Genomic DNA, 21,376 nt, shown 5'->3' on the forward strand with positions numbered 1-21,376 from the left:
GAAGTTCTGCCGCCGTGGCACCATGGCGCCTCTTCGATGCCTGGGGAATTCCACGATGCGGCTTTCTTGCTCCGCCTTGGTCCGCCGATGGATGGCGGCCTGGCTTGCTGCCCTGCTGCCGGCAGCCGCCGCCTTGGCGCAGCCGCTGCCCATCACCCTGGCCAGCGATCCCGCCGCCATCGCGAAGATGGCGCTGGGCGCCGAAAGGGGGACGCTCGTGGTCGGCGTGCTGCGCGGCGGCAAGGCCGCCTATGGCGTGGCGCACAACCCCGAGCCGTCTGCGGCACCACGCGCCATCGAGCCGAACAGCGCCGAGCAGCCGATGTTCGAGATCGGCTCCGTGACGAAGGTGTTCACGGGCCTGCTGCTGGCGCAGTCGGTGGAGCGTGGCGAGGTGAAGCTCGACGACACCGTGGGTCAGCTGCTGGCCGGCAAGTTGGCGGCGCGGCTCTCTCCTGCGGTGGCTTCCGTGACGCTGCGCCAACTCGTGACCCACACCGGCTGCATGCCCGTGATGGCCGACGGCGTGACCGGCGGGCCCGCCCTGGCCGCGCAGTTCCGTGCCTTCGACAAGGCGGCGTTCTGGGCCGCGCTGTCGCGAATCAGGCTCACGGCGCCGGCGCCGCCCTGCGAGGCGGCGTACAGCAATTTCGGGATGGCGCTGCTGGGACAGATCCTGGCCGAGCACGACGGCACCACCTGGGGCGAGCTGGTGCGCGCGCGCATCACCGAGCCGCTGGGCATGAACGACACGGTGATCCAGCTCGGCGACAAGGCCTCGCGCATGGCCCCGGCCTTTGCCGGCGACCGGCGCCAGCGGCTGCTCGACATGGCAGCCTATGCGCCGGCCAGCGCGCTGCGTTCCACGGCGGCCGACATGCTCACGCTGAGCCGCGCGATCCTTGCGGGCGCCAGCGGTCCGCTGGGTCCTGCGGCCGTGCGCATGCTCACGCCGCTCGCGCGCTACGAAGGTGCCGAGATTGGCTACGCGGTGATGGTGCGCGGCCCCGAGGGCGGCCGGCGCACCTACTACCACGCAGGCGTGACCGAGGGCTACCGCACGCTGTGGCTGCTTGCGCCCGACACCGCAGAAGCGCTGATCGTGTTCGGCAGCAACGCGCGCGCGCCGCTTCAGCCCGTGATGCTGGCCATCGGCAAAAGCCGCTACCCGGTGCCGACCGTGGAGGTGCCCGTCGATCCGCAGCGCCTTGCGGATTACGAAGGCGAGTTCCGCATCAACAAGGCCAAGACGCTGGGCTTTGCGGCGCGCAGCGGCCGCCTGCAGGTGCGCGAGACGGGCCGGGGCTACAACGCGCTCACGCCCATCGGCAGCGACCGCTTCGCGGTCACGGCCATCGGCGCCGAGGTCAGGTTCCGGCGCGGCGAAGGCAATGCGGTGGTCGGCGTGACGCTGGCGCAGGGCGGCAGCCGGCTCGATGCGCAGAAAGTGGTGAGCGAGGCGGTGGCGGTTCCGCAGGATTGACCGCTCCGGCGCCAGAAGATCAAAGTCGTTCCGACATTGCGTTGAGGTAGGCGCGTACGGCGGCGTTGCTGCTGAGGCCGATCGCGCGATCGTAGGCCTGGCGTGCCGCCGCGCGCGCACCGCCGGCTGCGAGCAGGTGCGCGCGGGCGGCCCAGAACGGCTGGTAGCTTTGCACCTCGGCCGCTGGCATGGCCTCCAGCGCGCGCAGGCCGATGTCGGGACCGCGCGCATTGGCCAGCGCGCAGGCCAGGCTGACCTGGGCACCGATGCTGGGCCGCAGCGCCAGCAATCCTTCGTAGAGCGACACCAGCACTTCGGGCGGCACGGGCGCGCCGACGCGGCGCTCGCAATGGGCCGACTGGATGGCTGCCTCCAGCTGGTAGGGGCCGAGAAGTTTCATGTCCGAAGCCCGGCGCAGGCAGCGTTCGGCCTCCGCGAGCAGGTCGGGGTTCCAGCGCAGCGGGTCCTGCTGGTCCAGCGGCACGTAGGCGCCGGTTTCGCTGCGCCGAGCCGCGGCGCGGCTTTCGCAAAAAAGCATCAGCGCGAGCAGGCCCAGCGGCTCGGGCTCGGCGGGCATCAGGCTGCACAGGATGCGGCCGAGGTCGATGGCCTCGGCGGTGAGTCCGCGCGGCAGGGCGTCGGCGCCGTCGACGTCGTCCCAGCCGGTGCCATAGGCCGCATAGATGCCGTCCAGCACGTCCTGCAGCCGCTGCGGAAGTTCGCGCGCCTGCGGGTACTCGAAGGGAATGCCCGCGGCGCGGATGCGCGCCTTGGCCCGCACCAGCCGCTGGCCGAGCGTGGAAGGCGCGGTGAGAAAGGCGCCGGCCATGCGGGCCGCGTCGAGCCCGAGCACGGCCTGCAGCATCAGCGGCGCGCGGGCCGCCGCGTCGATGGCCGGATGCGCGCAGACGAACATCAGCCGCAGCCGCTCGTCGGGCACGGCCGCGCCTTCGGTGCCGGCGGCGTTGTCCACCTCGCCGGCCAGCAGCAGCAGGGTCTGTGTCGAGTTGTCCTGCACGCGGCTGTGGCGCCAGGCGTCGAGCTTGCGGTGCCTGGCCACGCTCAGCAGCCAGGCGTCGGGCTGCGCGGGGATGCCGTCGGCCGGCCAGCGCTCCAGCGCGCGCGCGAAGGCCTCGGCGAGCGCATCTTCCGATGCGGCGATGTCGTGCGTGCGCGCGCTCAGGATGGCCAGCAGGCGGCCGTACGACTCGCGCGCCGCACGTTCGGCGGCCTGGTGAGCCGCCGGGTCGTTCACGGTGTCGCCGCAGCGATGGCTGTGGCCGTGAAGACCGGTCGCACTTCCACGCCCCCGCTGGCTGCGCAGGGCGCACGGGCCGCCCATTCGAGCGCGGCATCGAGGTCCGGCACGTCCACCACAAAGTAGCCGCCGAGCTGCTCCTTGGTGTCGGCGAAGGGGCCGTCCTGCACCTGGCGCTTGTCGCCGCGCACGCGCAGCGTGGTGCCGGTCATTGGCGGGAAGAGGCCGTGGCCGCCGAGCGAAATGCCCGACTGGCGCACCGCATCGGCATACGCGATCCAGTTGGCCCGGTAGGCCTGCGAGGAAGCGTCGTCCCGTTGTTCGAATTCGGCCGCGGGCTGATAGAACATCAACATGTACTGCATGGTGTCTCTCCATCGTGGAAAAGATGCTGAGCAGGATCGCTCACCACAATGACGGCCCGCTGCCGGTCATTTCGACACGGCGTCCGTGTCGAGCAGATGATTTTTTACGCTATTGACGTTTGGCGCAACGGTTGCGCTACCTAGGGCTTCAGGCCGCCTTGGCCTGGGCGGCGGGCGCGAACATGGCCTCCATCTCGCTTCGCAGCTTGTAGGCGGGGATCGAGGTGTCCATGGCCACGTCGGCCCAGCAGAGGCTCTGGCCCTTCTTCACCGGGCGCACCAGCTTGAGGTTGTGCGCGAGCCCGAGCGGCAGGCCGCCCAGGCCGAGCGAGCGCTCGGCCGGCAGCAGCTTGCCCCAGACGGTGTAGCCACCTTCGCCGTCGAGCATTTCGCCGGGCGCGAGATCGCGCTTGGCCGTGGCCACCACGTCGGCGTTCCAGCAGGTGGCCACGCCGGTCGGCTCGCCGCGCAAGGCGACGCTGGCCACCGACATGCCGACCTCCAGGCCGATCAGGTGCCAGCGCTTGTAGAGCGTGAAGTAGCGTCCGCTCGGATCGGTGTGGGCGTTGTATTCCTCGAAGCAGTTCTTGATGTAGTCGGTCTCGGCCTCGACCGTGACCCACACGCCCATGCGGATGTCGTAGGGAATCTTTCGCCCGTTCGCTTCGAGCGAGGAAATGACCTCGACCATGCCCTTGCGCTCGAGCACGCCGCCCTCGCTCTGCGGGCGCGTGACGAAGGGAATGTCCTCCACGCTCGCGGGCGGGTAGAGCAGGCCGTCCGAAGGCACTGTGAGGCCGGTGGCGTTGGCCACCGCCGAGCTTTCGATGGACGGCTTGGAGCCGTCGAGAAAGCTGTTGAACATCTTCGGATTGAGCCCGCCGCGCAGCGCCTGTTCGGGCGTGAGGCCGTAGTTGCCCCAGACGGTCTCGGGCGTCGATTCGGTGAAGTGCGGCAGCCACTTGTGGCCGCGCCCGGCCGCCACTACCGGAAAGCCGCAGGTGCGCGCCCAGTCGACCAGGTCGCAGATCAGCGCGGGCTGGTCGCCGAAGGCCAGCGAATAGACCACGCCGGCCTGCTGCGCGCGGCGCGCGAGCAGCGGGCCGCAGAAGGCATCGGCCTCGACCGTCACGTTGACCACGTGCTTGCCATGCGCAAACGCATCCAGGCAATGCTCGACGGCGGCCACCGGGTTGCCGGTGCACTCGACCACGATGTCGATCGAGGGCTCGCGCGTCACGGCCTGCCAGTCGTCGGTGATCCAGGTGCTGCCCGTCTTCAGGGCCTCCTGCATCGAGCCCGCCGCGGCACGCTCGGGCTTCCAGCCGACGCGTTCGAGATTGGCGCGTGCCGCCGCGGGCGAGAGGTCGGCAATCGCCACCAACTGCACGCCGGGCGTGCGCGGAATCTGCGCGAGGTACATCGAGCCGAACTTGCCGGCGCCGATCAGGCCGATGCGGATGGGGTGGCCCTCGGCGGCGCGCTGCTGCAGGCGGGTGTAAAGGCTCATGGCGTCAGGCCTCCGCGGTGTCGAGGACTTCGAGCGAGGTCTTGAGCGCACTCTCGGGCAGTCCGTTCTTCCATGGCACCTCGACCGGGTAGGGCTTCAGCAGGCAGTCGTCGGGCAGCATCTCGATGGGCGTGAAGTTTCTGTGCGCGATGTACTCGGGCCGCTTGTGGCGGCGAATGTGGTTGCTGACGGCGCACAGGCTCAGGTATACCGCCACGCGGTTGAAGGGCGAGAGGTTGCTGCCCGAGGCATGCACGAGGCAGCTGTGGAACAGGATCATCGAGCCGGCAGGCCCTTTGGGCGAAACGATGCCTCCGTTCTTTCCTCCGGCGCGATCGACCAGCTGCCGGATCAGGTCGTTGTCCACCGTCCACAGCGGATAGCTGGTGGTCGTGAGGTCGTGCTTCGCATCCACCACGCCCTTGCGGTGGCTGCCCGGAATGAACATCAGCGGGCCGTTGTGCTCGTTCACGTCGTCCAGGAAGATCGCGACGTTCATCGCGCGTTCGGTGGGCATCAGGTCGTCGTTGAGCCAGGTGCCGTAGTCCTGGTGCCACTGCCACACGTCGCCTTCGAAGGCCATCTTGCCGTTGATCTTGAACTGGTGCATGTAGACCTCTTCGTCGAAGAGATCCATCACCGGACCGACCATGCGCGGATGGCGCGCGAGCCGCGCGAAGGGCTCGCTGATCAGGTGCGCGGCAAAGTTGGTGCGTACCGCATCCGAGCCTTTCTCGCGCACGTTGAAGGCCTCGCGCCGGCTGTACAGGTCGGGCACCGCATCGGTCAGCGCCCTGGTTTCTTCGGGCGAGAAATGGCCGGGAAAGAACAGGTAGCCGTCGCGCTCGAATTGCGCGCGCTGCTCGGGGGTCAACTTCATGCCTTGTCTCCTTTGCGGGTGGGGGTGGATGCGGATGCGGTGCGCGCGAGCTGCTGCGCGAGCCGCCGGCCCAGTGCCTCGCTGGCCCGGGCGACGTGTTCCTCGCTCAGCTGCGCGGCGCGCTGCGCATGGCCGGCCGCAATGGCGGCAGCGATGGCTTCGTGCTCGTCCCAGAGCGTCTCGCGCTGCGGCTCGGCCTGCAGCACCGCGCCCATTGCGCGGCGCAGGTGGCGCCAGTGCTGGTCGGCGCTCTGGCCGATCAGCGGATTGCCCGAGGCCTCGTAGATGGCCTGGTGGAACGCCATGTCGGCATCGATCATGGCTTCGACATTGCGCCCGCGCGCCGCGCGGCGGCCGCGCTCCAGCAGCCTGGCGTCGATGCGAAAGCGCTGCGCAGCCGCGAGCCGCGCGGCCAGCACGTCGAGCGCGCCGCGCACCTGGTAGACCTTGCGCATCCAGTCGGCGTCGAGCGGCGCCACGAGCACGCCGCGGCCGGGTGCGTCATGCACGAAGCCGTCTTTCTTGAGCAGGCGCAGCGCCTGCAGCACGGGCTGGCGCGACACCGAGAGGCGCTGCGCGATGTCTTCCTGCGTGATCCGCTCGCCGGGTGCCAGCGCGCCGCTGCTGATGGCGCCGAGCAGGACGCGATAGACCTGGTCGACGAGGTCGGGCGTGGCTTCGATGCTGACGAGCTGGGCGGGCATGGATGGCTTTCCTTTAACTCTGTATACAGAGTACGGAATCCGGATCCACCGCGCATCCCGGGTTTTTACCCATGGGGGTGCAAAAGAACGTAACCCGCCGCTAAGCTCGGCCCATGCAACTCCCTACCTACGACGACGTCATCGCCGCGGCCGCGCGGCTTAAGGGCCATGCCCACCGCACGCCCGTGCTGCGATCGCAGACGGCCGACGAACGCTGGGGCGCCAGCTTCTTCTTCAAGTGCGAGAACTTTCAGCGCATGGGCGCCTTCAAGTTCCGCGGCGCGTTCAACGCGCTGTCGAAGTTCGACGCCGCGCAGCGCAAGGGCGGCGTGATCGCGTTCTCGTCGGGCAACCATGCGCAGGCCATCGCGCTGTCGGCCCGGCTCCTGTCGATGCTGGCCGTGATCGTCATGCCCAAGGACGCGCCCGCCGCCAAGGTTGCGGCCACGCGCGGCTACGGTGCCGAAGTGGTGACGTACGACCGCTTTACCGAAGACCGCGAGGCGCTCACGAAGCGGCTCGCGCAGGAACGCGGCATGACGATGATCCCGCCTTACGACCACCCCGACGTGCTCGCGGGGCAGGGCACGGCGGTGAAGGAACTGATCGAGGAAGCCGGCCCGCTCGACCAGCTGTTCGTGTGCCTGGGCGGCGGCGGGCTGCTGTCGGGTTCGGCGCTGTCGGCGCGTGCGCTGGCGCCCGGTTGCAAGGTCTACGGCGTGGAGCCCGAAGCGGGCAACGACGGCCAGCAATCATTGCGCGCCGGGAAGATCGTGCACATCGAAACGCCCAAGACCATTGCCGACGGTGCGCAGACGCAGCACCTGGGCGAATACACCTTCGGCATCATCCGGCGCGACGTGGACGACATCTTCACCGTGACCGACGAGCAGCTCGTCGAGGCGATGCGCTTCTTTGCCGAGCGCATGAAGATCGTGGTGGAGCCGACCGGCTGCCTCGCCTTCGCGGGCGCGATTGCCGCGGGCAAGGCCATCGCGGGCCAGCGCGTCGGCATCGTGGTCAGCGGCGGCAACGTCGACCTCTCGCGCTACGCGGCGCTGCTCGCCTAGGGCCTGTTAACAGGCCCTAGCTCGCTCAGGCGCGGATTCCCTCGGCCGTGAGGTGCAGCAGGCGGTCCGCGCGGGCCGCCGCGCTCTCGGAATGCGTCACCAGCACCAGCGAGGCGCCTTGCTCGCGCGTCTGGCCGATCAGCAGTTCCATCACTTTCGAAGCGGTGCCCGGGTCGAGGTTGCCGGTGGGCTCGTCGGCCAGCAGCAGGGCGGGCCGGTGCACCAGCGCGCGCGCGATCGCGACGCGCTGCAGCTGGCCGCCCGAGAGCGTCTGCGGCAGGCGCGCGCCCATGCCGGGCAGGCCCACCGCCTCGAGCATGTGCGCGACGCGGCCTTCGTCGCGCTTGCCGCCCAGCAGCATCAGCGGCAGCGAGACGTTCTGCGCCACGTCCAGGTGCGGCAGCACGTGGAAGGCCTGGAACACGAAGCCCACGTGGCGCCGGCGCCAGAGCGCGCAGGCTTCGCCGTCGAGTGCGCCGATGTCGATGCCGCCGTGCGTGACCGTGCCCGCGTCCCAGCGGTCGAGCCCGGCCATGCAGTTGAGCAGCGTCGACTTGCCGACGCCCGATTCGCCCACAATGGCGACGAACTCGCCGGGCTCGACGCTGAGCGTCACGTTCTCGAAGACAGGCACGTCGCCGTAGTGCTTGGCGAGCCCGGAGATGCGCAGCGTCATGCGGTGGTGCCTGCCATGCGTTGGACGGCCGTCTGCACCGCGTCCGGCGCGTCGCAGGCGATGACGGTGCGCGACGGCATGCTGCGCAGCCAGGTGATCTGCCGCTTGGCGAGCTGGCGCGTGGCCGCGATGCCGCGTTCGCGCAGCTCGTCCATGGCCCTGGCGTCGGGCTGCGCGCCACTGCATGCGTCGAGCATTTCCCAGGCCTGCCGGTAGCCCACGCAGCGCATCGAGGGGAGCTCGGTCGAGAGATCGCCGCGTGCGCGCAGCGCCCTGACCTCATCGAGGAAGCCGGCGGCCAGCATGGCGTCGAAGCGCTCGGCAATGCGCGAATGCAGCCAGGCGCGGTCGGTGGGTTCGAGCGAGAACAGCGCGCCGCCGGCCAATCCCTTCACCGCCTTGTCCTTGTCGCCGGCATGAAAGCTCGACAAGGGTTGGCCGCTGCTCTCCCACACTTCGAGCGCGCGCTGGATGCGCTGGCTGTCCTGCGGCGCCAGCCGCGCGGCCGTCGCGGGATCGACCTTGGCGAGCCGCGCATGCATCGCGGGCCAGCCCAGCGCGGCGGCTTCGGCGTCGATGCGCGCGCGCATCGCGGCATCGGCGGCGGGCATGGCGTCGATGCCGTCGAACAGCGCCTTGAAGTAGAGCATGGTGCCGCCCACCAGCAGCGGCAAGGCGCCGCGCGCGCGGATCTCGCCGATCAGCCGTGTCGCGTCGGCCACGAAGGCGGCGGCGCTGTAGCTTTCGCGCGGATCGAGGATGTCGATCAGGTGGTGCGGCACGGCGGCGCGCTCGGCACGGCTCGGCTTGGCGGTGCCGATGTCCATGCCGCGGTAGACCAGCGCCGAATCGACGCTGACGATCTCGACCGGGCGCATCCGCGCCAGCGCGAGCGCTGCCGCCGTCTTGCCGGAGGCGGTCGGCCCCGCAAGCGCGATGTATGTCAGGTTTTCAGGAAGGCCGGAAGCGGCAGCGGAGGGCGGCATAAGCGCCCGAGGGTAACAACAAAACCGAAAGCCTCAGATCGCCTGCGCACTGGCACTGGCCTGGCCGCGCGCTTCCTGCGGCCGGGCGGGCGAATCCGCCTGCGGGGCCGCCGGCGAGACAGGCAGCGATGGCGTGCCGCGCAGCACCGGCGTGCCTTCCCCTTGCCGCGAAGCCAGCGTGGTCTCGGGCTTCATGCGGAACAGCTGCGAAAGCGCCGAGCGGTACTGCGCCTCGCCGATCGAATTGGTGTTGTGGTGCGATCCGCCCTCGACCAGCACGAAGAGCTTGGGCACGGTGGCCGCGTTGTAGAGCTTGCGGCCCAGCGTGGGGTTGATCAGGCTGTCGGCGGTGCCATGCACCACCAGCAGCGGCGCGCCGATGTCCTTGACGCGGTTGATGGCCTCGAAGCGCTGCGTGATGAGCGGGCCGAACGGCAGCCAGCCCCACTTGAAGCCGCTCACCACGTCGGCAATGGATGTGAAGGTGCTTTCGACGATGGTGCCGCTCTCGTCGTTGACATGCGCGGCCAGGTCGATGCCGATGGCGCCGCCGAGCGAGTGGCCGAAGATGTAGCGGTGCTGCCGCGGATGGCGGGCCGCGAGCCAGGTCCAGGCGGCGCGGGCGTCCTCGCGCGCCGATTCTTCCGACGGCAGGCCCTTGGAGCTCTTGCCGAAACCGCGGTAATCGATGGCCAGCACTGAAAAGCCGAGCTCGTGCATGCGCTGGATGCGCGGCGCCGAGCCGGCCACGTTGTAGCGGGCGCCGTGCAGGTACAGCATGACGGGCCGGTCGGTGGTCTCGGGCTCGCCGCCGAGCCAGAGGCCGTGAAGGCGCGCGGATTCGCCGGTAATGGACGACTGGAAGTCGATCCAGACGTCCTGCATGCCCTCGGTCATGGTCGCGGTGTTGCCCCAGCTGCGGTCGCTGGGTTGAAAGATCCACTCGCGTTGCTGTTCGTCGAATGTGGAGCAGCCGGCGGCCAGAAGGGCGCACAGCGAAAGAACGGAGGCAAGGAGGGACCAGCGTTTCATGGACTAGAGGGACAGCGAAGCCGGCGGAAAGTTCATGCTCGAGCATGGAACGCGCCGACACTGCGCTCCAGCACCTCCCCCATAGTGCCCTCAGGCGGCACTTTGTTCTACATATGCAACGCCCGTGCCCGCTTCTCGGATGACTTCCAAAAACTCCGGAAAAACCCTCAAAATGCCCCGATTTGCTATCTGCCGCGCATAAAAAGCGCGTCCAGCTCCCGAATCGACAGTTGCCGCCAAGTCGGCCGGCCATGGTTGCACTGGTCCGAGCGCTCGGTGGCTTCCATTTGACGTAATAAAGCGTTCATTTCGTCGATCGTGAGCTTGCGGTTGGCCCGAACCGCACCATGGCAGGCCATGGTCGAGAGCAATTCGTTCTGTGCCCGCTGCACCACGGTGCTGGCGTCGTGCTGCGCCAGTTCGGCCAGCACGCTGCGCGCGAGCTCCACCGGATCGCCGTCGGCCAGGGTGCCCGGCACCGCGCGCACCGCAAGGGTGCGCGGCGAAAACGGCGTGATTTCCAGCCCCAGCGTGGGCAGCACTGCGGCGCAGGCCTCGGCGGTGGCCACTTCCTGGGGCGTTGCCGCGAAGGTGGCCGGAATCAGCAGCGGCTGGCTCGTGATGGCGGCGCCGTCGAGCTGGGTCTTGAGCCGCTCGTAGACGATGCGTTCGTGCGCCGCGTGCATGTCGACCACGATCAGGCCCTGGCTGTTCTCGGCCAGGATGTAGATGCCCTGCAGCTGCGCCAGCGCGCGGCCCAGGGGCCAGGCTTGCTCGTTGGGGGCCAGGTCGCCCGCGCCCCGCGATTCGGCCGCCAGCCCGATGGCGGAGGCCCGGAACGCCGCGGGCGCCCCACCGGCGGCAGGCCACAGGGAAGCGCCGGATTCGGTTTCAGGGCCCGATCCGCCGGTCCGCTGGGGCCACAGGGCCTCGAAATCGCCGGCGCCGCGCTCCGCCGCCACGAAATTGATCCCCGGCTGGGCCCAGGTGGCGCCCGAAGCGGGCACATGGGGTTTGAAAAAGGGCTGCTGCGGCGCCGCCGGCGCGACGGCATCGCCCGCGCGCGGTGCCGCGAGCGCGTTCTCGATCGCGTGGCGCACCGCCTGGTGCACCTCGCGGCCATCGCGAAAACGCACTTCGATCTTGGTCGGATGCACGTTCACGTCGACGCGCGACGGATCGATTTCGAGGTACAGCGCATACACGGGCTGGCGCTGGCCATGCAGCACGTCTTCGTAGGCGCTGCGCACGGCATGCGAAAGCACCTTGTCGCGCACGAAGCGGCCGTTGACGTAAAAGAACTGCTGGTCGGCGCGCGAGCGGGCGGCATCCGGAATGCCGGCGCGGCCGGCCACGCGCACGGCGCCGCCGATGTGCTCGACGGCCACGCTCTGCGCCACGAAGTCGTCGCTGAGCGCATCGGCCAGGCGCTGCTCGCGCCGGTCGGCGGCGCGCCACTGCTCCATCAGCTTGCCGTCGTGCCACACCGAAAAGCCGACCTCGGGCCGCGCCAGCGCATGGCGGCGCACGGCCTCGATGCAGTGGGCCAGTTCGGTGGCGTCGGTCTTCAGGAACTTGCGGCGCGCGGGGGTCGCGAAGAAAAGCTCGCGCACCTCGACCGTGGTGCCGACGGCGCGGGCCACCGGCCGCAATTCGCCGGTGCGGCCGTCGAGCGCGAAGGCGCCGTCGGCGCCCGCAAAGCGCGAAAGGATGCTGAGTTCTGCAATGGCGTTGATGGCCGCGAGCGCCTCGCCGCGAAAGCCCATGGTGCCCACGGTTTCGAGATCGTTCAGGCTCGCGATCTTGCTGGTGGCATGGCGGCGCAGCGCCACCGTGAGCTCTTCGCGCGGAATGCCCAGGCCGTCGTCCTCGACCGAGATCAACCGCACACCGCCCGAAGCCAGCCGCACCGTGATCTGGCGCGCGCCGGCGTCCAGGGCGTTGTCGAGCAGCTCGCGCACCACGGAGGCCGGGCGTTCGACCACTTCGCCGGCGGCGATCTGGCTGATCAGCTCGTCGGGGAGTTCGCGGATCGGACGGCGTTCGGGGGACGGAATGGAAGAGGGAAGGGCACTCACGCAAGCATTCTAGAAGCCGGCTGCCGCCGCCGAGCCACGGCCTCCGGGAGCCCCTTCAGCCCGGCATCAGCGTGTTCGAAGGCAGGGTTTCGTCGAGCAGCTTGCGCGCCGTCTCCACGCCCGCCACGGGCAGCAGCGCGGGGTCGAGCAGGCCCACCTGCACCAGCACGCTGGCCTGGTCCCAGTAGATGTGCTCGTGGTAGAGCTTGCTGCCGCGGAACTTGATGACAGCCAGCAGCGGGATTTCCACGCGTTTGCCGGTGGGCGCCACGCCCGGCAGCATCCACGGGATCTCGGTGGTGTGCGTGAAGCTGAAGAGCAGTTCGTCCACCACCTGCGTGGCGCCCACCGTGCGCGAGATCGACACGAGCGTGGTGTCAGGCGGATTGCTGTTGACGAAATGCTTGCTGTAGAAGCTGTGCAGCGCCTGGTAGCCCACGCCGCCGGTCATGGTGGGAATATGGTTGACATACGGTTCGGCCACCATGGTGGACATGGTGTCGTCGACGTTGCGGGTGCCGAACTCGTACTCGCAGTGCTTGTCCCACAGCGCGGAGAGGTCGTAGTGCGGGCCGATGGCGGCCTTGAGCGCGGCAATGCTGCGCTCGTGCGCCATCAGCGCCGAGGGCTTGTGGAAATGCTCGCCGCCGGCGCGGGCGAAGGCATGGTCGACCCCGGGGTAGACGTGCAGCGCCACGCCGGGGCGGCCCTGCAGCGCCTGCACGATGCGCTCGCGGGCTTCGGGCGGGCAGAACTTGTCGCGCTCTGCGATGTGCAGCGTCAGCGGCCGCTTGATCTGGTCGGCCTCGTCGAGCGCGGCCTCGATGCCCACGCCGTAGTAGCCCACCGACACGTCCGCATCGGTGCGGCAGGCCGCCAGGTAGGCCAGCTTGCCGCCCAGGCAGAAGCCGAGCACGCCGACCTTGGCGCCGCCCACCTCGGGCCGGGCGCGCAGCGCATCGATGGCGCTTTGCATGTCTTGCATGCCCTTGGCCTCGTCGAAGCCCTGGTAGAAACCGAAGGCGCGCTGCCAGTCGGCCTCGCTGTAGCCGAGCTCCACATCGGGCTGCTGGCGCCAGAACAGGTCGGGCACGAGCGCCACATAGCCCTCCTCGGCGTAGTAGTCGGCCACCTCGCGCATCGTGCGGTTGACGCCGAAGATTTCCTGGGCAATCACCAGCCCGGGGCCGCTGCCGGACTCGGGCAAGGCGAGGTAGCCGCGGAAGGTGCCGCTGCCGTCGCTGGCCTCGATCTGGATGTATCGACCTGTCATCTTGAATCTCCGAATTCGTCGTGGGACGCCACGCGGCGCGCAGCAAGGATAATCCGCAACCATGGAAATCATCAGCTTTCTCGTCGACTTCATCCTGCATGTCGACAAACACCTCGAGGCCTTCGTCGTTGCCTATGGCCCCTGGGTCTATGCGCTGCTCTTCCTGATCGTGTTCGTGGAGACAGGCGCGGTGGTGATGCCCTTCCTGCCCGGCGACTCCCTGCTCTTCATCGTGGGCGCGCTGTGCGGCGTGGGGCTCATGAGCTTTCCGCTGGCCTGCGCGGTGCTCATTGCCGCGGCCATCCTGGGTGACCAGTGCAACTACAGCATCGGCCGTTATTTCGGGCCCAAGGTCTTCCAGTGGGAGAACTCGCGCTTCTTCAACCGCAAGGCCTTCGACCAGGCGCACGCGTTCTACGAGCGCTACGGCGGTATCACGATCATCCTTGCGCGCTTCATGCCCTTCATTCGCACCTTCGCCCCCTTCGTGGCCGGCGTGGCCGAAATGAACCGCGCGAAATTCACCATGTTCAACGTGGTCGGCGCGCTGATCTGGGTGCTGGGCATCGCAACGACGGGCTACTTCTTCGGCAACCTGCCGTTCGTGCGCGAGCATCTCGACAAGATCATCTGGGCACTGATCTTCGTGCCGGGCCTGATCGCGATCTTCGGCGCCTGGCGTGCATCGCGCGCGGAGAAGGCGCGCGCGCAGTTGCCTTCGAAGGCTTGATCGCCGGCACAAAAAAAGCGCGCCCGTGGCGCGCTTCAATGAGAGTGGACTCGGGTCAGTATCTCGGCCCGTTGTAGGGGTAGTAGCCGCTCGGCGGATAGGCGCGCTGGCTCTCGTAGTAGTTGCGTTCGTCCACACTGCGTCCCACTTGATTGCCGATCACGCCACCAATGGCTGCGCCGCCCAGGGTACTGCCGGTGTTGCCGCCGATGGCGTGGCCCACTGCAGCGCCGCCCAGCGCGCCAATGCCGGTGCCCAGATTCTGATTGGGGCCGGATGCGCAACCTGCCAGTGCCATGGCCGTGGTTGCCGCCGCAGCGGCAATCCAGATTCGTGTCTTCATCATGATGTCCACCTTTCCAGAGTGATGGGACCATGATGGTCAAAAGGCACCGGCACGCTGTGTAGGAGCCTGCCGCGCTTGGCTGTGCGGTGCTACGGGCCGCTCGGCGTGGGACGGCAGGGCGAGCGGGGCCCTAGAGCTGTCGGCTGCGCGCCAGCGGCGGGTTCTGCGCAAAGTAACGCTGGATGCCGCGCATCAGTGCATCGGCAAGGCTTTCCTGGTAACTGACGCTGCGCAGGTTCGCTTCTTCTTCGGGGTTGCTGATGAACGCCGTTTCGACCAGCACGCTGGGGATGTCGGGCGCCTTGAGCACCGCGAAGCCGGCCTGCTCGACCGCGGGCTTGTGCAGTCGCGCACCGATGCCGCGGATCTCGCCGAGCATGGCGCCGCCGAGCTTGAGGCTGTCGTTGATCTGCGCCGTGGTGCTCATGTCGAGCAGCGCGCGCTGCACCTGGACTTCGTGGTTGCCGACGTTCACGCCGCCCACCTTGTCGGCTTCGTTTTCCTTGTTGGCGAGCCAGCGCGCGGCGCTGCTCGAGGCTCCACTCTGGCTCAGCGCAAAGACGCTCGCGCCGCGCGCGGCGGGCGTGGTGAACGCATCGGCGTGGATGCTCACGAAGAGGTCGGCCTGCACGCGCCGCGCCTTTTGCACGCGCACACCCAGCGGCACGAAAAAATCGGCGTCTCGCGTGAGAAACGCGCGCATCGGGTTGCCGTTGACGCTGCTGGCGTTGATGCGGTCGCGCAGGCGGTGCGCGATCTGCAGCACGATGTCTTTTTCGCGCGTGCCGTTGGGGCCGATGGCGCCCGGGTCTTCGCCGCCATGGCCGGGATCGAGCGCCACGATGATGATGCGGTCGGTGCGGCTTGCGGTGGCGCCGCCGCGCGCGGACGCGAGGGGCGCGGGAGGCGCCACAGGTACGGCAGGCGCAATCGGCGGCGCGGGCGGCACGACAGGGCCGGGCCGGGTCGACTGCTGCGCCATCAGCTCGCCCAGCGGATCGGGTGCGGGCGCGGCCGCCGTGGCCGGCGGGCGTGCGGGAGGCGCGATGCTGCCGGGCGCAGGGCGCGGCGCGGGCACGTTGGGCGAAGGCCGTACGAGGATCGGCGGCCCGCCGTCGGGCGCGAGGCCCGAGGGCGCGGCCGGCGGCGGCACCGACGGCGCGCTCGCCACGGCGCCGTTGTTGCCGCCACCGCTGCTGCCGCGCGGTGCCTCGCGCAGGCGCTCGGTGATCAGCGCTTCCATCGGGTCGATGGCTTTTTCGGGGTAGAGGTCGAGCACCAGCCGGTGCTTGTACGCGGCAATGGGCGCCAGCGAGAACACCTGCGGCACCACGGCCTGCTTGAGGTCGAACACGATGCGCACCACCTTGGGCGCGTTCTGGCCGACGCGCAGGCCGTTGATGTACGGGTCGCCCGGCTTGATCTTGCCGACCAGGTCGCGCAGCTCGGGGTTGAGATCGATGCCTTCGATATCCACCGCCAGCCGCGGCGGACTGCCGACGACCAGCTGCTGCGAATGCAGCCGCGCGTCGGATTCGATGGTCACGCGCGTGTAGTCGGCCGCGGGCCACACGCGCACCGCGAGGATGGTGGCGCCGCGCGCAATCTGGTGCACGCCGAGCATCAGCGCGACGCTGCCGCCCTGCAGCAGCACGCGCCGCTTGAGGCCGCTGGCCTTCATGCGCCGAGCTGCGTCAGCAGGGCGCTGCCGCGGGGAGTGTTCGCCAGGAGGGTCACGCTGCGTGTGTCATCTGTCATTGCTTCTATTTTAATAGCGAGGTCGGCAATTGGTGTGCGGCCGGCAGCGTTTTCTGGCCACTCCGCGAGCTTGAGGCCCGGTCCCGCGAAAATGTCACGGAAGCCGGCGTCGTCCCACTCGCGCGGATCGTTGAAGCGGTAGAAGTCGAAATGGAAGATGGCAAGCCCGTCGGGCGCTTCGTGCGGCTCGACCACGGCATAGGTCGGGCTCTTGATGCGCCCCTCGATGCCGAGCGCGCGCAGCAGGTGGCGCACGAAGGTGGTCTTGCCGGCGCCGAGGTCGCCGTGCAGCGCGATGAAGGCATCGCGCAGCGCGGGCGAGGCCGCCAGCGCGCGCGCGAAGGCGTCGGTGTCGTCCTCGCTGCGCCAGTGCAGCGTGCGGCCGGCGTTCTTCGGCGTTTCTACAATCGGCAAGTGATCGTCAGCCATCCACTCGTTGCTCGTATTCAGGCATTGGCCCGGGAACTCGGATTCTCCCAAATCGGAATCGCGGGCGTCGATTTATCGAGCGCCGAGGAAGGTCTGATGCAATGGCTGGCCCATGGGTTCCATGGCGAGATGAAATACATGGCAACGCACGGCATGCGCCGCGCGCGGCCGGCCGAACTGGTGCCGGGTACGGTGAGCGTCATCACGGCGCGCATGGACTACCTGCCGCGCGACACGCCGCCGGATGATTGGCAGGCCGTGGAATTCGATCGCCTCGCGCGGCCCGGCGAAGCCATCGTCTCGGTCTATGCGCGCGGCCGCGACTATCACAAGGTGCTGCGTGCGCGGCTGGCCAGGCTGGCCGAGCGCATCGCAGAGGAGGTGGGCCCGTTCGGCCACCGCGCCTTCACCGATTCGGCCCCGGTGCTCGAAGCCGAGCTCGCCTCGCGCAGCGGCCAGGGCTGGCGCGGCAAGCACACATTGGTGCTGGACCGCAGCGCGGGCTCGATGTTCTTCCTGGGCGAGATCTACGTCGACATGGCGCTGCCCGAAAGCGAGCCGGTCACCGCGCACTGCGGCAGCTGCAGCGCTTGCATCGACGTGTGCCCGACAAAGGCCATCGTCGCGCCATACCGGCTCGATGCGCGGCGCTGCATTTCGTACCTCACCATCGAGCACGGCGGGCCGATTCCGCTGGAGCTTCGGCCCCTGATGGGCAACCGCATCTACGGCTGCGACGACTGCCAGCTGATCTGCCCCTGGAACAAGTTCGCGAAGAAGAGCGCGCTGCCCGACTTCGATGCGCGCGAAGGGCTTACCGGCCAGGCGCTGGCTTCGCTCTTTGCCTGGAGCGAGGAAGATTTTCTGCGCTTCACCGAAGGCAGCCCGATCCGCCGCATCGGGCATGAACGCTGGCTGCGCAACATCGCCGTGGCGCTGGGAAATGCGCTGCGCGCGGGCGAGAGCGGCGCAGCGCAGGCCCTGGCCACGCGGGCCTCGGACCCGAGCGAACTGGTGCGCGAGCACGTGGCGTGGGCGCTGGCGCAGCGCCCCGAGCGCTGAACGACCCTAGCGCGGCAGGGCCAGCGCAAACGGCAGGCTTGCCACGCCCAGCAGCGTGGACAGGGTCACGAGGCCCGCCACATACGGTCCGTTGTAGCCCATGCGCGCCGCCAGCACATAGGCGCTCGAGGCCGTGGGCACGGCGGAGAACGCCATCAGCACGGAAGCCTGTGTCGCGTCCAGCCGCAGCGCAAGAGAGAGGCCCCACGCCACCAGCGGCAGGAACAGGTGCCGTATGGACAGCACCGACACCGCCAGCACCTTTCCGCGCCCCAAGGTCGCGAACTGCATGCCCGCGCCTGCGGCCAGAAGTCCGAGCGCGAGCGATGCGGCGCCGATGCGCGTGAGCGTGGGCGTGGCCCAGTTCGGAACGGTGAAGCCCAGCACGTTGGCCAGCAGCCCGGCCAGCGTGGCGACGATCAGCGGGTTGCGCACCAGCTGCCGCGCGAAGCCGCTCTCGGCATGCCGCGCCATCGGCCAGACGGCCGCGATGTTGAACATCGGCACGCACACGCCGATCAGCACCGCGATCAGCAGCAGGCCCTGCGCGCCGGCCAGCCGCTCAGCGAGCGCAAGGCAGATGAAGGAGTTGAAGCGGAACCCGATCTGCGCGCTCGCCGCATGGTCGCGGCGGTCGATATGAGAACGCAGGCCAGGCACGTAGGGCAGCGCGTAGGCCATCGCGATGCCGCAAAGGCCGATGCCCACGCCCGCGGTGAGCAGGCTCGAGGTGGCGGCAAAATCGAGCGGGCTGCGCACGATCGAGTGGAACAGCAGCACCGGAAATAGAAAGTAGTAGACCAGGCTTTCGACCTGGTCCCACACGCGGCGGTCGAGCGCGGTGTAGCGGCAAAGCAGCCAACCGATGGCAATGAGCGAAAAATCCGGGAAGAGCAGCTGGGCGAAGTTCACCGCTTCGAGCATAAACCGTGGCGGACCATGGGTAATCCACAGCACGGGCGAAGTGCGAAGCCGCTAGCATCCGGGGCTTTGGTTTTTCGACATCAGTCAATCAAGGAGTTTTAGATGCAACGTCGTCAATGGGGCGCCATGGTGGGAGCCGCCGCGCTGGTCGCGGCCGCGGGCCAGAGCTTCGCGCAGGGCTATCCGAACAAGCCGGTCGAGCTGAGCGTGCCCTTCGCACCGGGCGGCACGACCGACATCGTGGCGCGCGTGATTTCCGACCCGCTGGGCAAGGTGCTGGGCCAGCCCGTGGTAGTGATCAACCGCGCGGGCGGCGGCGGCATCGTGGGCGCGGCCGAAACGGCGCGCGCCACGCCCGACGGCTACAAGCTCGGCGTGGCCACGGTCTCGAGCACGGCGGCCAACCCGGCCATCAACCCCAAGGTGCCGTACGACCCGATCAACGACTTCACGCCGATCATCAACATCGCGGCCACGCCCAACATCATTGCGGTCAACCCGAGCTTCCCGGCCAAGAACTATGCGGAGTTCGTGGCCGAACTCAAGAAGAACCCCGGCAAGTACTCGTACGCCTCGTCGGGCACGGGCGGCATCGGCCACCTGCTGATGGAACTCTACAAGAGCCTCACCAACACCTTCGTCACGCACATTCCCTACCGCGGCGCAGGTCCCGCGCTCAACGACGTGGTGGCCGGCCAGGTGCCGATCATGTTCGACAACATCCCGTCGGCCATGCCCTTCATCCAGAGCGGCCGGCTGATTCCGATCGTCGTGTCGGCGCCGCAGCGCCTGGCCGCGCTGCCCAATGTGCCGACCTTCAAGGAAGTCGGCCTCGAGCCGGTCAACCGCATGGCGTACTACGGCATCCTCGGCCCCAAGGGCGTGCCGAAGGAAGTGGTCGACAAGATCAATGCCGGCGTGAAGAAGGCAGTGGAAGACCCGGCCGTGAAGAAACGCATCGAAGACACGGGCTCGCTGATCGTGGCCAATACGCCCGAGCAGTTCGCCGCGCAGATCAAGGCCGAGTACGAGGTCTACAAGCAGGTCGTCGCCAAGCAGAAGCTCAAGCTCGACTGAGCCTCGCCAACTCTGCCAAAGCCGCCCGCGTCCCGGGCGGCTTTTCTTTTTGTTATCTTGCAGCGCATGACAGAGGCCGCCGCCACACAAACCCCCGAGATCGACGACTTCATCGATGCCCTCTGGCTCGAGGACGGGCTGTCGAAGAACACGCTGGCCGCCTATCGCCGCGACCTCGCGCTGTTCGCGCAGTGGCTGGGCAGCCAGCGCAGCGGCGGCGCGCTCGACACGGCGCAGGAGTCCGACCTGCAGGCCTACATGGGCGCGCGCCTGTCGACCCGCGGCAAGGCCACCTCGGCCAACCGGCGGCTCACGGTGTTCAAGCGCTACTACCGCTGGGCGCTGCGCGAGCGCCGCATCGCGGCCGACCCGAGCATCCGGCTCGCACCTGCGCGGCAGATGCCGCGGGCCATCAAGACGCTTTCGGAAAAGCAGGTGGACGACCTGCTGGCCGCGCCCGACGTGGAAACCCCGCTCGGCCTGCGCGATCGCGCGATGCTCGAGCTGATGTATGCGAGCGGCCTGCGCGTGAGCGAGCTGGTGGCGCTCAAGGTCATCGACATGAGCCTCAACGACGGCGTGCTGCGCGTGCTCGGCAAGGGCAGCAAGGAGCGCCTCGTGCCCTTCGGCGGCGAGGCGCGGCGCTGGATCGAGCGCTACCTGGAAGAGTCGCGCCCCACCATCCTCGGCGGACAGCAGACGCCCGACCTTTTCGTGACCGCGCGCGGCGCGGGCATGACGCGCGTGATGTTCTGGGTCATCGTGAAGAAGCAGGCCGCCGCGGCCGGCATCCATGTGCCGCTGTCGCCGCACACGCTGCGCCATGCTTTTGCCACGCACCTGCTGAACCATGGCGTGGACCTGCGCGCGGTGCAATTGCTGCTCGGCCATGCCGACATTTCCACGACCACCATCTACACCCACGTGGCGCGCGAGCGCCTCAAGCAATTGCATGCCGCGCATCATCCACGCGGTTGAGCCGCTGCCGGCGTCGCTGCGTATCGGTTGCGCGGGCTGGAGCCTGCCCCGTGCCCTGTGGTCCGAGTTCCCACCCGAGGGCTCGCACCTGCAGCGCTATGCACAGCGCTTCGATGCGGTCGAGATCGACACGTCGTTCTACCGGCCGCACCGGCGCGAGACCTATGAGCGTTGGGCTGCGAGCACGCCTGGCGCCTTCCGCTTCGCGGTCAAGCTGCCGCAGACGATCACGCACGAACAGCGGCTGGTCGGTGCCATGCCTGCCTTCGATGAATTCCTTGCGCAGGTCGCGGGGCTGGGCGAGAGGCTCGGCTGCCTCGTCGTGCAATTGCCGCCGAGCCTCGCGTTCGACGAAGGCGTGGTCCGACGGTTTCTTGCCGATGTACGGCGAAGGCGTGCCGGGGCGGTTGCGCTGGAGCCGCGGCACCGCAGCTGGTTCGTGCCCGCGGCCGAGTCGTTGCTGTCGCGCTTGCGAGTCGGGCGCGTTCTGGCCGATCCGGTGCTGTTCGACGAGGCTGCATCGCCCGGCGGATGGCCCGGTCTCGTTTATCTGCGACTGCACGGATCGCCACGCCGCTACTGGTCGGCCTACGACGATGCGCTGCTGGCGCGGCTCGCGCGGCGCTTGACGCAAGCGCGAGAAGAAGGCGCGGAGTGCTGGTGCATCTTTGACAACACGGCGGGCGGCGAGGCGGTTGGCAATGCGGCGACGCTCGCGCACCTGCTTCAGAATCGCTGATTCACTCGAGGAGACAGC

At 68.7% G+C, this 21,376-nt stretch carries 21 protein-coding genes; 7 read left to right on the plus strand and 14 right to left on the minus strand.

Features of this window, described 5'->3' with window-relative positions; all coding sequences use genetic code 11:
• The first annotated feature begins 76 nt into the window (after nt 1-76).
• Nucleotides 77-1,483, plus strand: a complete 1,407-nt coding sequence (locus L1081_RS03615) for a serine hydrolase (protein ID WP_489415225.1) — start codon at nt 77-79, stop codon at nt 1,481-1,483.
• 19 nt (nt 1,484-1,502) lie between these two features.
• On the opposite strand, the gene L1081_RS03620 is transcribed toward L1081_RS03615, so the two are convergent.
• The 5 genes from L1081_RS03620 to L1081_RS03640 all read right to left on the minus strand — a co-directional run bounded on the left by L1081_RS03620 (nt 1,503) and on the right by L1081_RS03640 (nt 6,200).
• On the minus strand, nt 1,503-2,738 hold the full coding sequence (locus L1081_RS03620) for a DUF6596 domain-containing protein (RefSeq protein WP_489415226.1): 1,236 nt from the start codon (nt 2,736-2,738) through the stop codon (nt 1,503-1,505).
• Nucleotides 2,735-3,106, minus strand: coding sequence for a YciI family protein (locus L1081_RS03625; RefSeq protein ID WP_319438647.1), 372 nt, complete (start codon nt 3,104-3,106; stop codon nt 2,735-2,737). Before L1081_RS03625 ends, L1081_RS03620 begins: the two co-directional genes overlap by 4 nt.
• A 148-nt stretch (nt 3,107-3,254) precedes the next feature.
• Nucleotides 3,255-4,616 carry a Gfo/Idh/MocA family oxidoreductase gene (locus L1081_RS03630; RefSeq protein ID WP_489415227.1) on the minus strand — a complete coding sequence of 454 codons (1,362 nt, stop codon included), beginning with the start codon at nt 4,614-4,616 and terminating at the stop codon, nt 3,255-3,257.
• A 4-nt stretch (nt 4,617-4,620) separates the two neighbouring features.
• Entirely contained in the window at nt 4,621-5,496 is an 876-nt protein-coding gene (locus tag L1081_RS03635) for a phytanoyl-CoA dioxygenase family protein (protein ID WP_489415228.1), read from the minus strand.
• Nucleotides 5,493-6,200 (minus strand): FCD domain-containing protein, encoded by a 708-nt coding sequence (locus L1081_RS03640; protein WP_489415229.1) that lies wholly within the window; start codon nt 6,198-6,200, stop codon nt 5,493-5,495. Before L1081_RS03640 ends, L1081_RS03635 begins: the two co-directional genes overlap by 4 nt.
• 113 nt (nt 6,201-6,313) lie before the next feature.
• On the opposite strand from L1081_RS03640, the gene L1081_RS03645 reads away from it, so the two are divergent.
• Nucleotides 6,314-7,270, plus strand: coding sequence for a threo-3-hydroxy-L-aspartate ammonia-lyase (locus tag L1081_RS03645; protein ID WP_489415230.1), 957 nt, complete (start codon nt 6,314-6,316; stop codon nt 7,268-7,270).
• Nucleotides 7,271-7,295: 25 nt separating this feature from the next.
• Here the strand turns inward: L1081_RS03645 and L1081_RS03650 are convergent, their stop codons facing one another.
• The 5 genes from L1081_RS03650 to L1081_RS03670 form a co-directional block, all read right to left on the minus strand.
• Nucleotides 7,296-7,946 (minus strand): ATP-binding cassette domain-containing protein, encoded by a 651-nt coding sequence (locus L1081_RS03650; RefSeq protein WP_489415231.1) that lies wholly within the window; start codon nt 7,944-7,946, stop codon nt 7,296-7,298.
• Nucleotides 7,943-8,932: a tRNA (adenosine(37)-N6)-dimethylallyltransferase MiaA gene (gene miaA, locus L1081_RS03655; RefSeq protein WP_489415232.1), complete on the minus strand. Its 990-nt coding sequence runs from the start codon at nt 8,930-8,932 to the stop codon at nt 7,943-7,945. Before miaA ends, L1081_RS03650 begins: the two co-directional genes overlap by 4 nt.
• Before the next feature lie 33 nt (nt 8,933-8,965).
• Nucleotides 8,966-9,964, minus strand: a complete 999-nt coding sequence (locus tag L1081_RS03660) for an alpha/beta fold hydrolase (protein WP_489415233.1) — start codon at nt 9,962-9,964, stop codon at nt 8,966-8,968.
• A 185-nt stretch (nt 9,965-10,149) separates the two neighbouring features.
• Nucleotides 10,150-12,042, minus strand: coding sequence for a DNA mismatch repair endonuclease MutL (gene mutL / locus L1081_RS03665; protein ID WP_489415234.1), 1,893 nt, complete (start codon nt 12,040-12,042; stop codon nt 10,150-10,152).
• Nucleotides 12,043-12,097: 55 nt separating this feature from the next.
• Nucleotides 12,098-13,315: a dienelactone hydrolase family protein gene (locus L1081_RS03670; RefSeq protein WP_489415235.1), complete on the minus strand. Its 1,218-nt coding sequence runs from the start codon at nt 13,313-13,315 to the stop codon at nt 12,098-12,100.
• Nucleotides 13,316-13,376: 61 nt separating this feature from the next.
• Here L1081_RS03670 and L1081_RS03675 point away from each other — a divergent pair, with 61 nt between their 5' ends.
• Nucleotides 13,377-14,045, plus strand: coding sequence for a DedA family protein (locus L1081_RS03675; protein WP_489415236.1), 669 nt, complete (start codon nt 13,377-13,379; stop codon nt 14,043-14,045).
• Nucleotides 14,046-14,100: 55 nt separating this feature from the next.
• On the opposite strand, the gene L1081_RS03680 is transcribed toward L1081_RS03675, so the two are convergent.
• From L1081_RS03680 to tsaE, 3 genes are all read right to left on the minus strand, one after another.
• On the minus strand, nt 14,101-14,391 hold the full coding sequence (locus tag L1081_RS03680; protein WP_489415237.1) for a YMGG-like glycine zipper-containing protein: 291 nt from the start codon (nt 14,389-14,391) through the stop codon (nt 14,101-14,103).
• A 130-nt stretch (nt 14,392-14,521) separates the two neighbouring features.
• A complete protein-coding gene (locus L1081_RS03685; protein WP_489415238.1) occupies nt 14,522-16,072 on the minus strand; it encodes an N-acetylmuramoyl-L-alanine amidase in 1,551 nt (516 codons plus the stop codon).
• Nucleotides 16,069-16,578: a tRNA (adenosine(37)-N6)-threonylcarbamoyltransferase complex ATPase subunit type 1 TsaE gene (tsaE, locus tag L1081_RS03690; protein WP_489415239.1), complete on the minus strand. Its 510-nt coding sequence runs from the start codon at nt 16,576-16,578 to the stop codon at nt 16,069-16,071. Before tsaE ends, L1081_RS03685 begins: the two co-directional genes overlap by 4 nt.
• On the opposite strand from tsaE, the gene queG reads away from it, so the two are divergent.
• On the plus strand, nt 16,564-17,640 hold the full coding sequence (gene queG, locus L1081_RS03695; RefSeq protein WP_489415240.1) for a tRNA epoxyqueuosine(34) reductase QueG: 1,077 nt from the start codon (nt 16,564-16,566) through the stop codon (nt 17,638-17,640). The two genes, tsaE and queG, sit on opposite strands and share 15 nt — an antisense overlap.
• Before the next feature lie 6 nt (nt 17,641-17,646).
• Here the strand turns inward: queG and L1081_RS03700 are convergent, their stop codons facing one another.
• On the minus strand, nt 17,647-18,564 hold the full coding sequence (locus L1081_RS03700; protein ID WP_489415241.1) for an AEC family transporter: 918 nt from the start codon (nt 18,562-18,564) through the stop codon (nt 17,647-17,649).
• A gap of 102 nt (nt 18,565-18,666) precedes the next feature.
• Between L1081_RS03700 and L1081_RS03705 the strand changes: the two genes are divergently transcribed.
• The 3 genes from L1081_RS03705 to L1081_RS03715 all read left to right on the plus strand — a co-directional run bounded on the left by L1081_RS03705 (nt 18,667) and on the right by L1081_RS03715 (nt 21,358).
• The gene (locus L1081_RS03705; RefSeq protein ID WP_124961055.1) at nt 18,667-19,641 is read left to right on the plus strand and encodes a tripartite tricarboxylate transporter substrate binding protein BugE; all 975 of its coding nucleotides are present in this window, start codon (nt 18,667-18,669) and stop codon (nt 19,639-19,641) included.
• A 66-nt stretch (nt 19,642-19,707) separates the two neighbouring features.
• A complete protein-coding gene (gene xerD, locus L1081_RS03710) occupies nt 19,708-20,619 on the plus strand; it encodes a site-specific tyrosine recombinase XerD (RefSeq protein ID WP_489415242.1) in 912 nt (303 codons plus the stop codon).
• Nucleotides 20,594-21,358: a DUF72 domain-containing protein gene (locus L1081_RS03715; protein WP_489415243.1), complete on the plus strand. Its 765-nt coding sequence runs from the start codon at nt 20,594-20,596 to the stop codon at nt 21,356-21,358. Before xerD ends, L1081_RS03715 begins: the two co-directional genes overlap by 26 nt.
• Nucleotides 21,359-21,376: the final 18 nt, after the last annotated feature.

It is taken from the genome of Variovorax sp. MSC1_012 (genome assembly GCF_023667525.1).
GTDB lineage: Bacteria > Pseudomonadota > Gammaproteobacteria > Burkholderiales > Burkholderiaceae_C > Variovorax > Variovorax beijingensis_B.

Coding starts and splice junctions, on each gene's coding strand:
- L1081_RS03625 (WP_319438647.1), bottom strand. CDS start 3,106: ATGCAGTACATGTTGATGTTCTATCAGCCCGCGGCCGAATTCGAACAA.
- L1081_RS03630 (WP_489415227.1), bottom strand. CDS start 4,616: ATGAGCCTTTACACCCGCCTGCAGCAGCGCGCCGCCGAGGGCCACCCC.
- L1081_RS03635 (WP_489415228.1), bottom strand. CDS start 5,496: ATGAAGTTGACCCCCGAGCAGCGCGCGCAATTCGAGCGCGACGGCTAC.
- L1081_RS03640 (WP_489415229.1), bottom strand. CDS start 6,200: ATGCCCGCCCAGCTCGTCAGCATCGAAGCCACGCCCGACCTCGTCGAC.
- L1081_RS03645 (WP_489415230.1), top strand. CDS start 6,314: ATGCAACTCCCTACCTACGACGACGTCATCGCCGCGGCCGCGCGGCTT.
- L1081_RS03650 (WP_489415231.1), bottom strand. CDS start 7,946: ATGACGCTGCGCATCTCCGGGCTCGCCAAGCACTACGGCGACGTGCCT.
- miaA (WP_489415232.1), bottom strand. CDS start 8,932: ATGCCGCCCTCCGCTGCCGCTTCCGGCCTTCCTGAAAACCTGACATAC.
- L1081_RS03660 (WP_489415233.1), bottom strand. CDS start 9,964: ATGAAACGCTGGTCCCTCCTTGCCTCCGTTCTTTCGCTGTGCGCCCTT.
- L1081_RS03670 (WP_489415235.1), bottom strand. CDS start 13,315: ATGACAGGTCGATACATCCAGATCGAGGCCAGCGACGGCAGCGGCACC.
- L1081_RS03675 (WP_489415236.1), top strand. CDS start 13,377: ATGGAAATCATCAGCTTTCTCGTCGACTTCATCCTGCATGTCGACAAA.
- L1081_RS03680 (WP_489415237.1), bottom strand. CDS start 14,391: ATGATGAAGACACGAATCTGGATTGCCGCTGCGGCGGCAACCACGGCC.
- L1081_RS03685 (WP_489415238.1), bottom strand. CDS start 16,072: ATGAAGGCCAGCGGCCTCAAGCGGCGCGTGCTGCTGCAGGGCGGCAGC.
- tsaE (WP_489415239.1), bottom strand. CDS start 16,578: ATGGCTGACGATCACTTGCCGATTGTAGAAACGCCGAAGAACGCCGGC.
- L1081_RS03700 (WP_489415241.1), bottom strand. CDS start 18,564: ATGCTCGAAGCGGTGAACTTCGCCCAGCTGCTCTTCCCGGATTTTTCG.
- L1081_RS03705 (WP_124961055.1), top strand. CDS start 18,667: ATGCAACGTCGTCAATGGGGCGCCATGGTGGGAGCCGCCGCGCTGGTC.
- xerD (WP_489415242.1), top strand. CDS start 19,708: ATGACAGAGGCCGCCGCCACACAAACCCCCGAGATCGACGACTTCATC.
- L1081_RS03715 (WP_489415243.1), top strand. CDS start 20,594: ATGCCGCGCATCATCCACGCGGTTGAGCCGCTGCCGGCGTCGCTGCGT.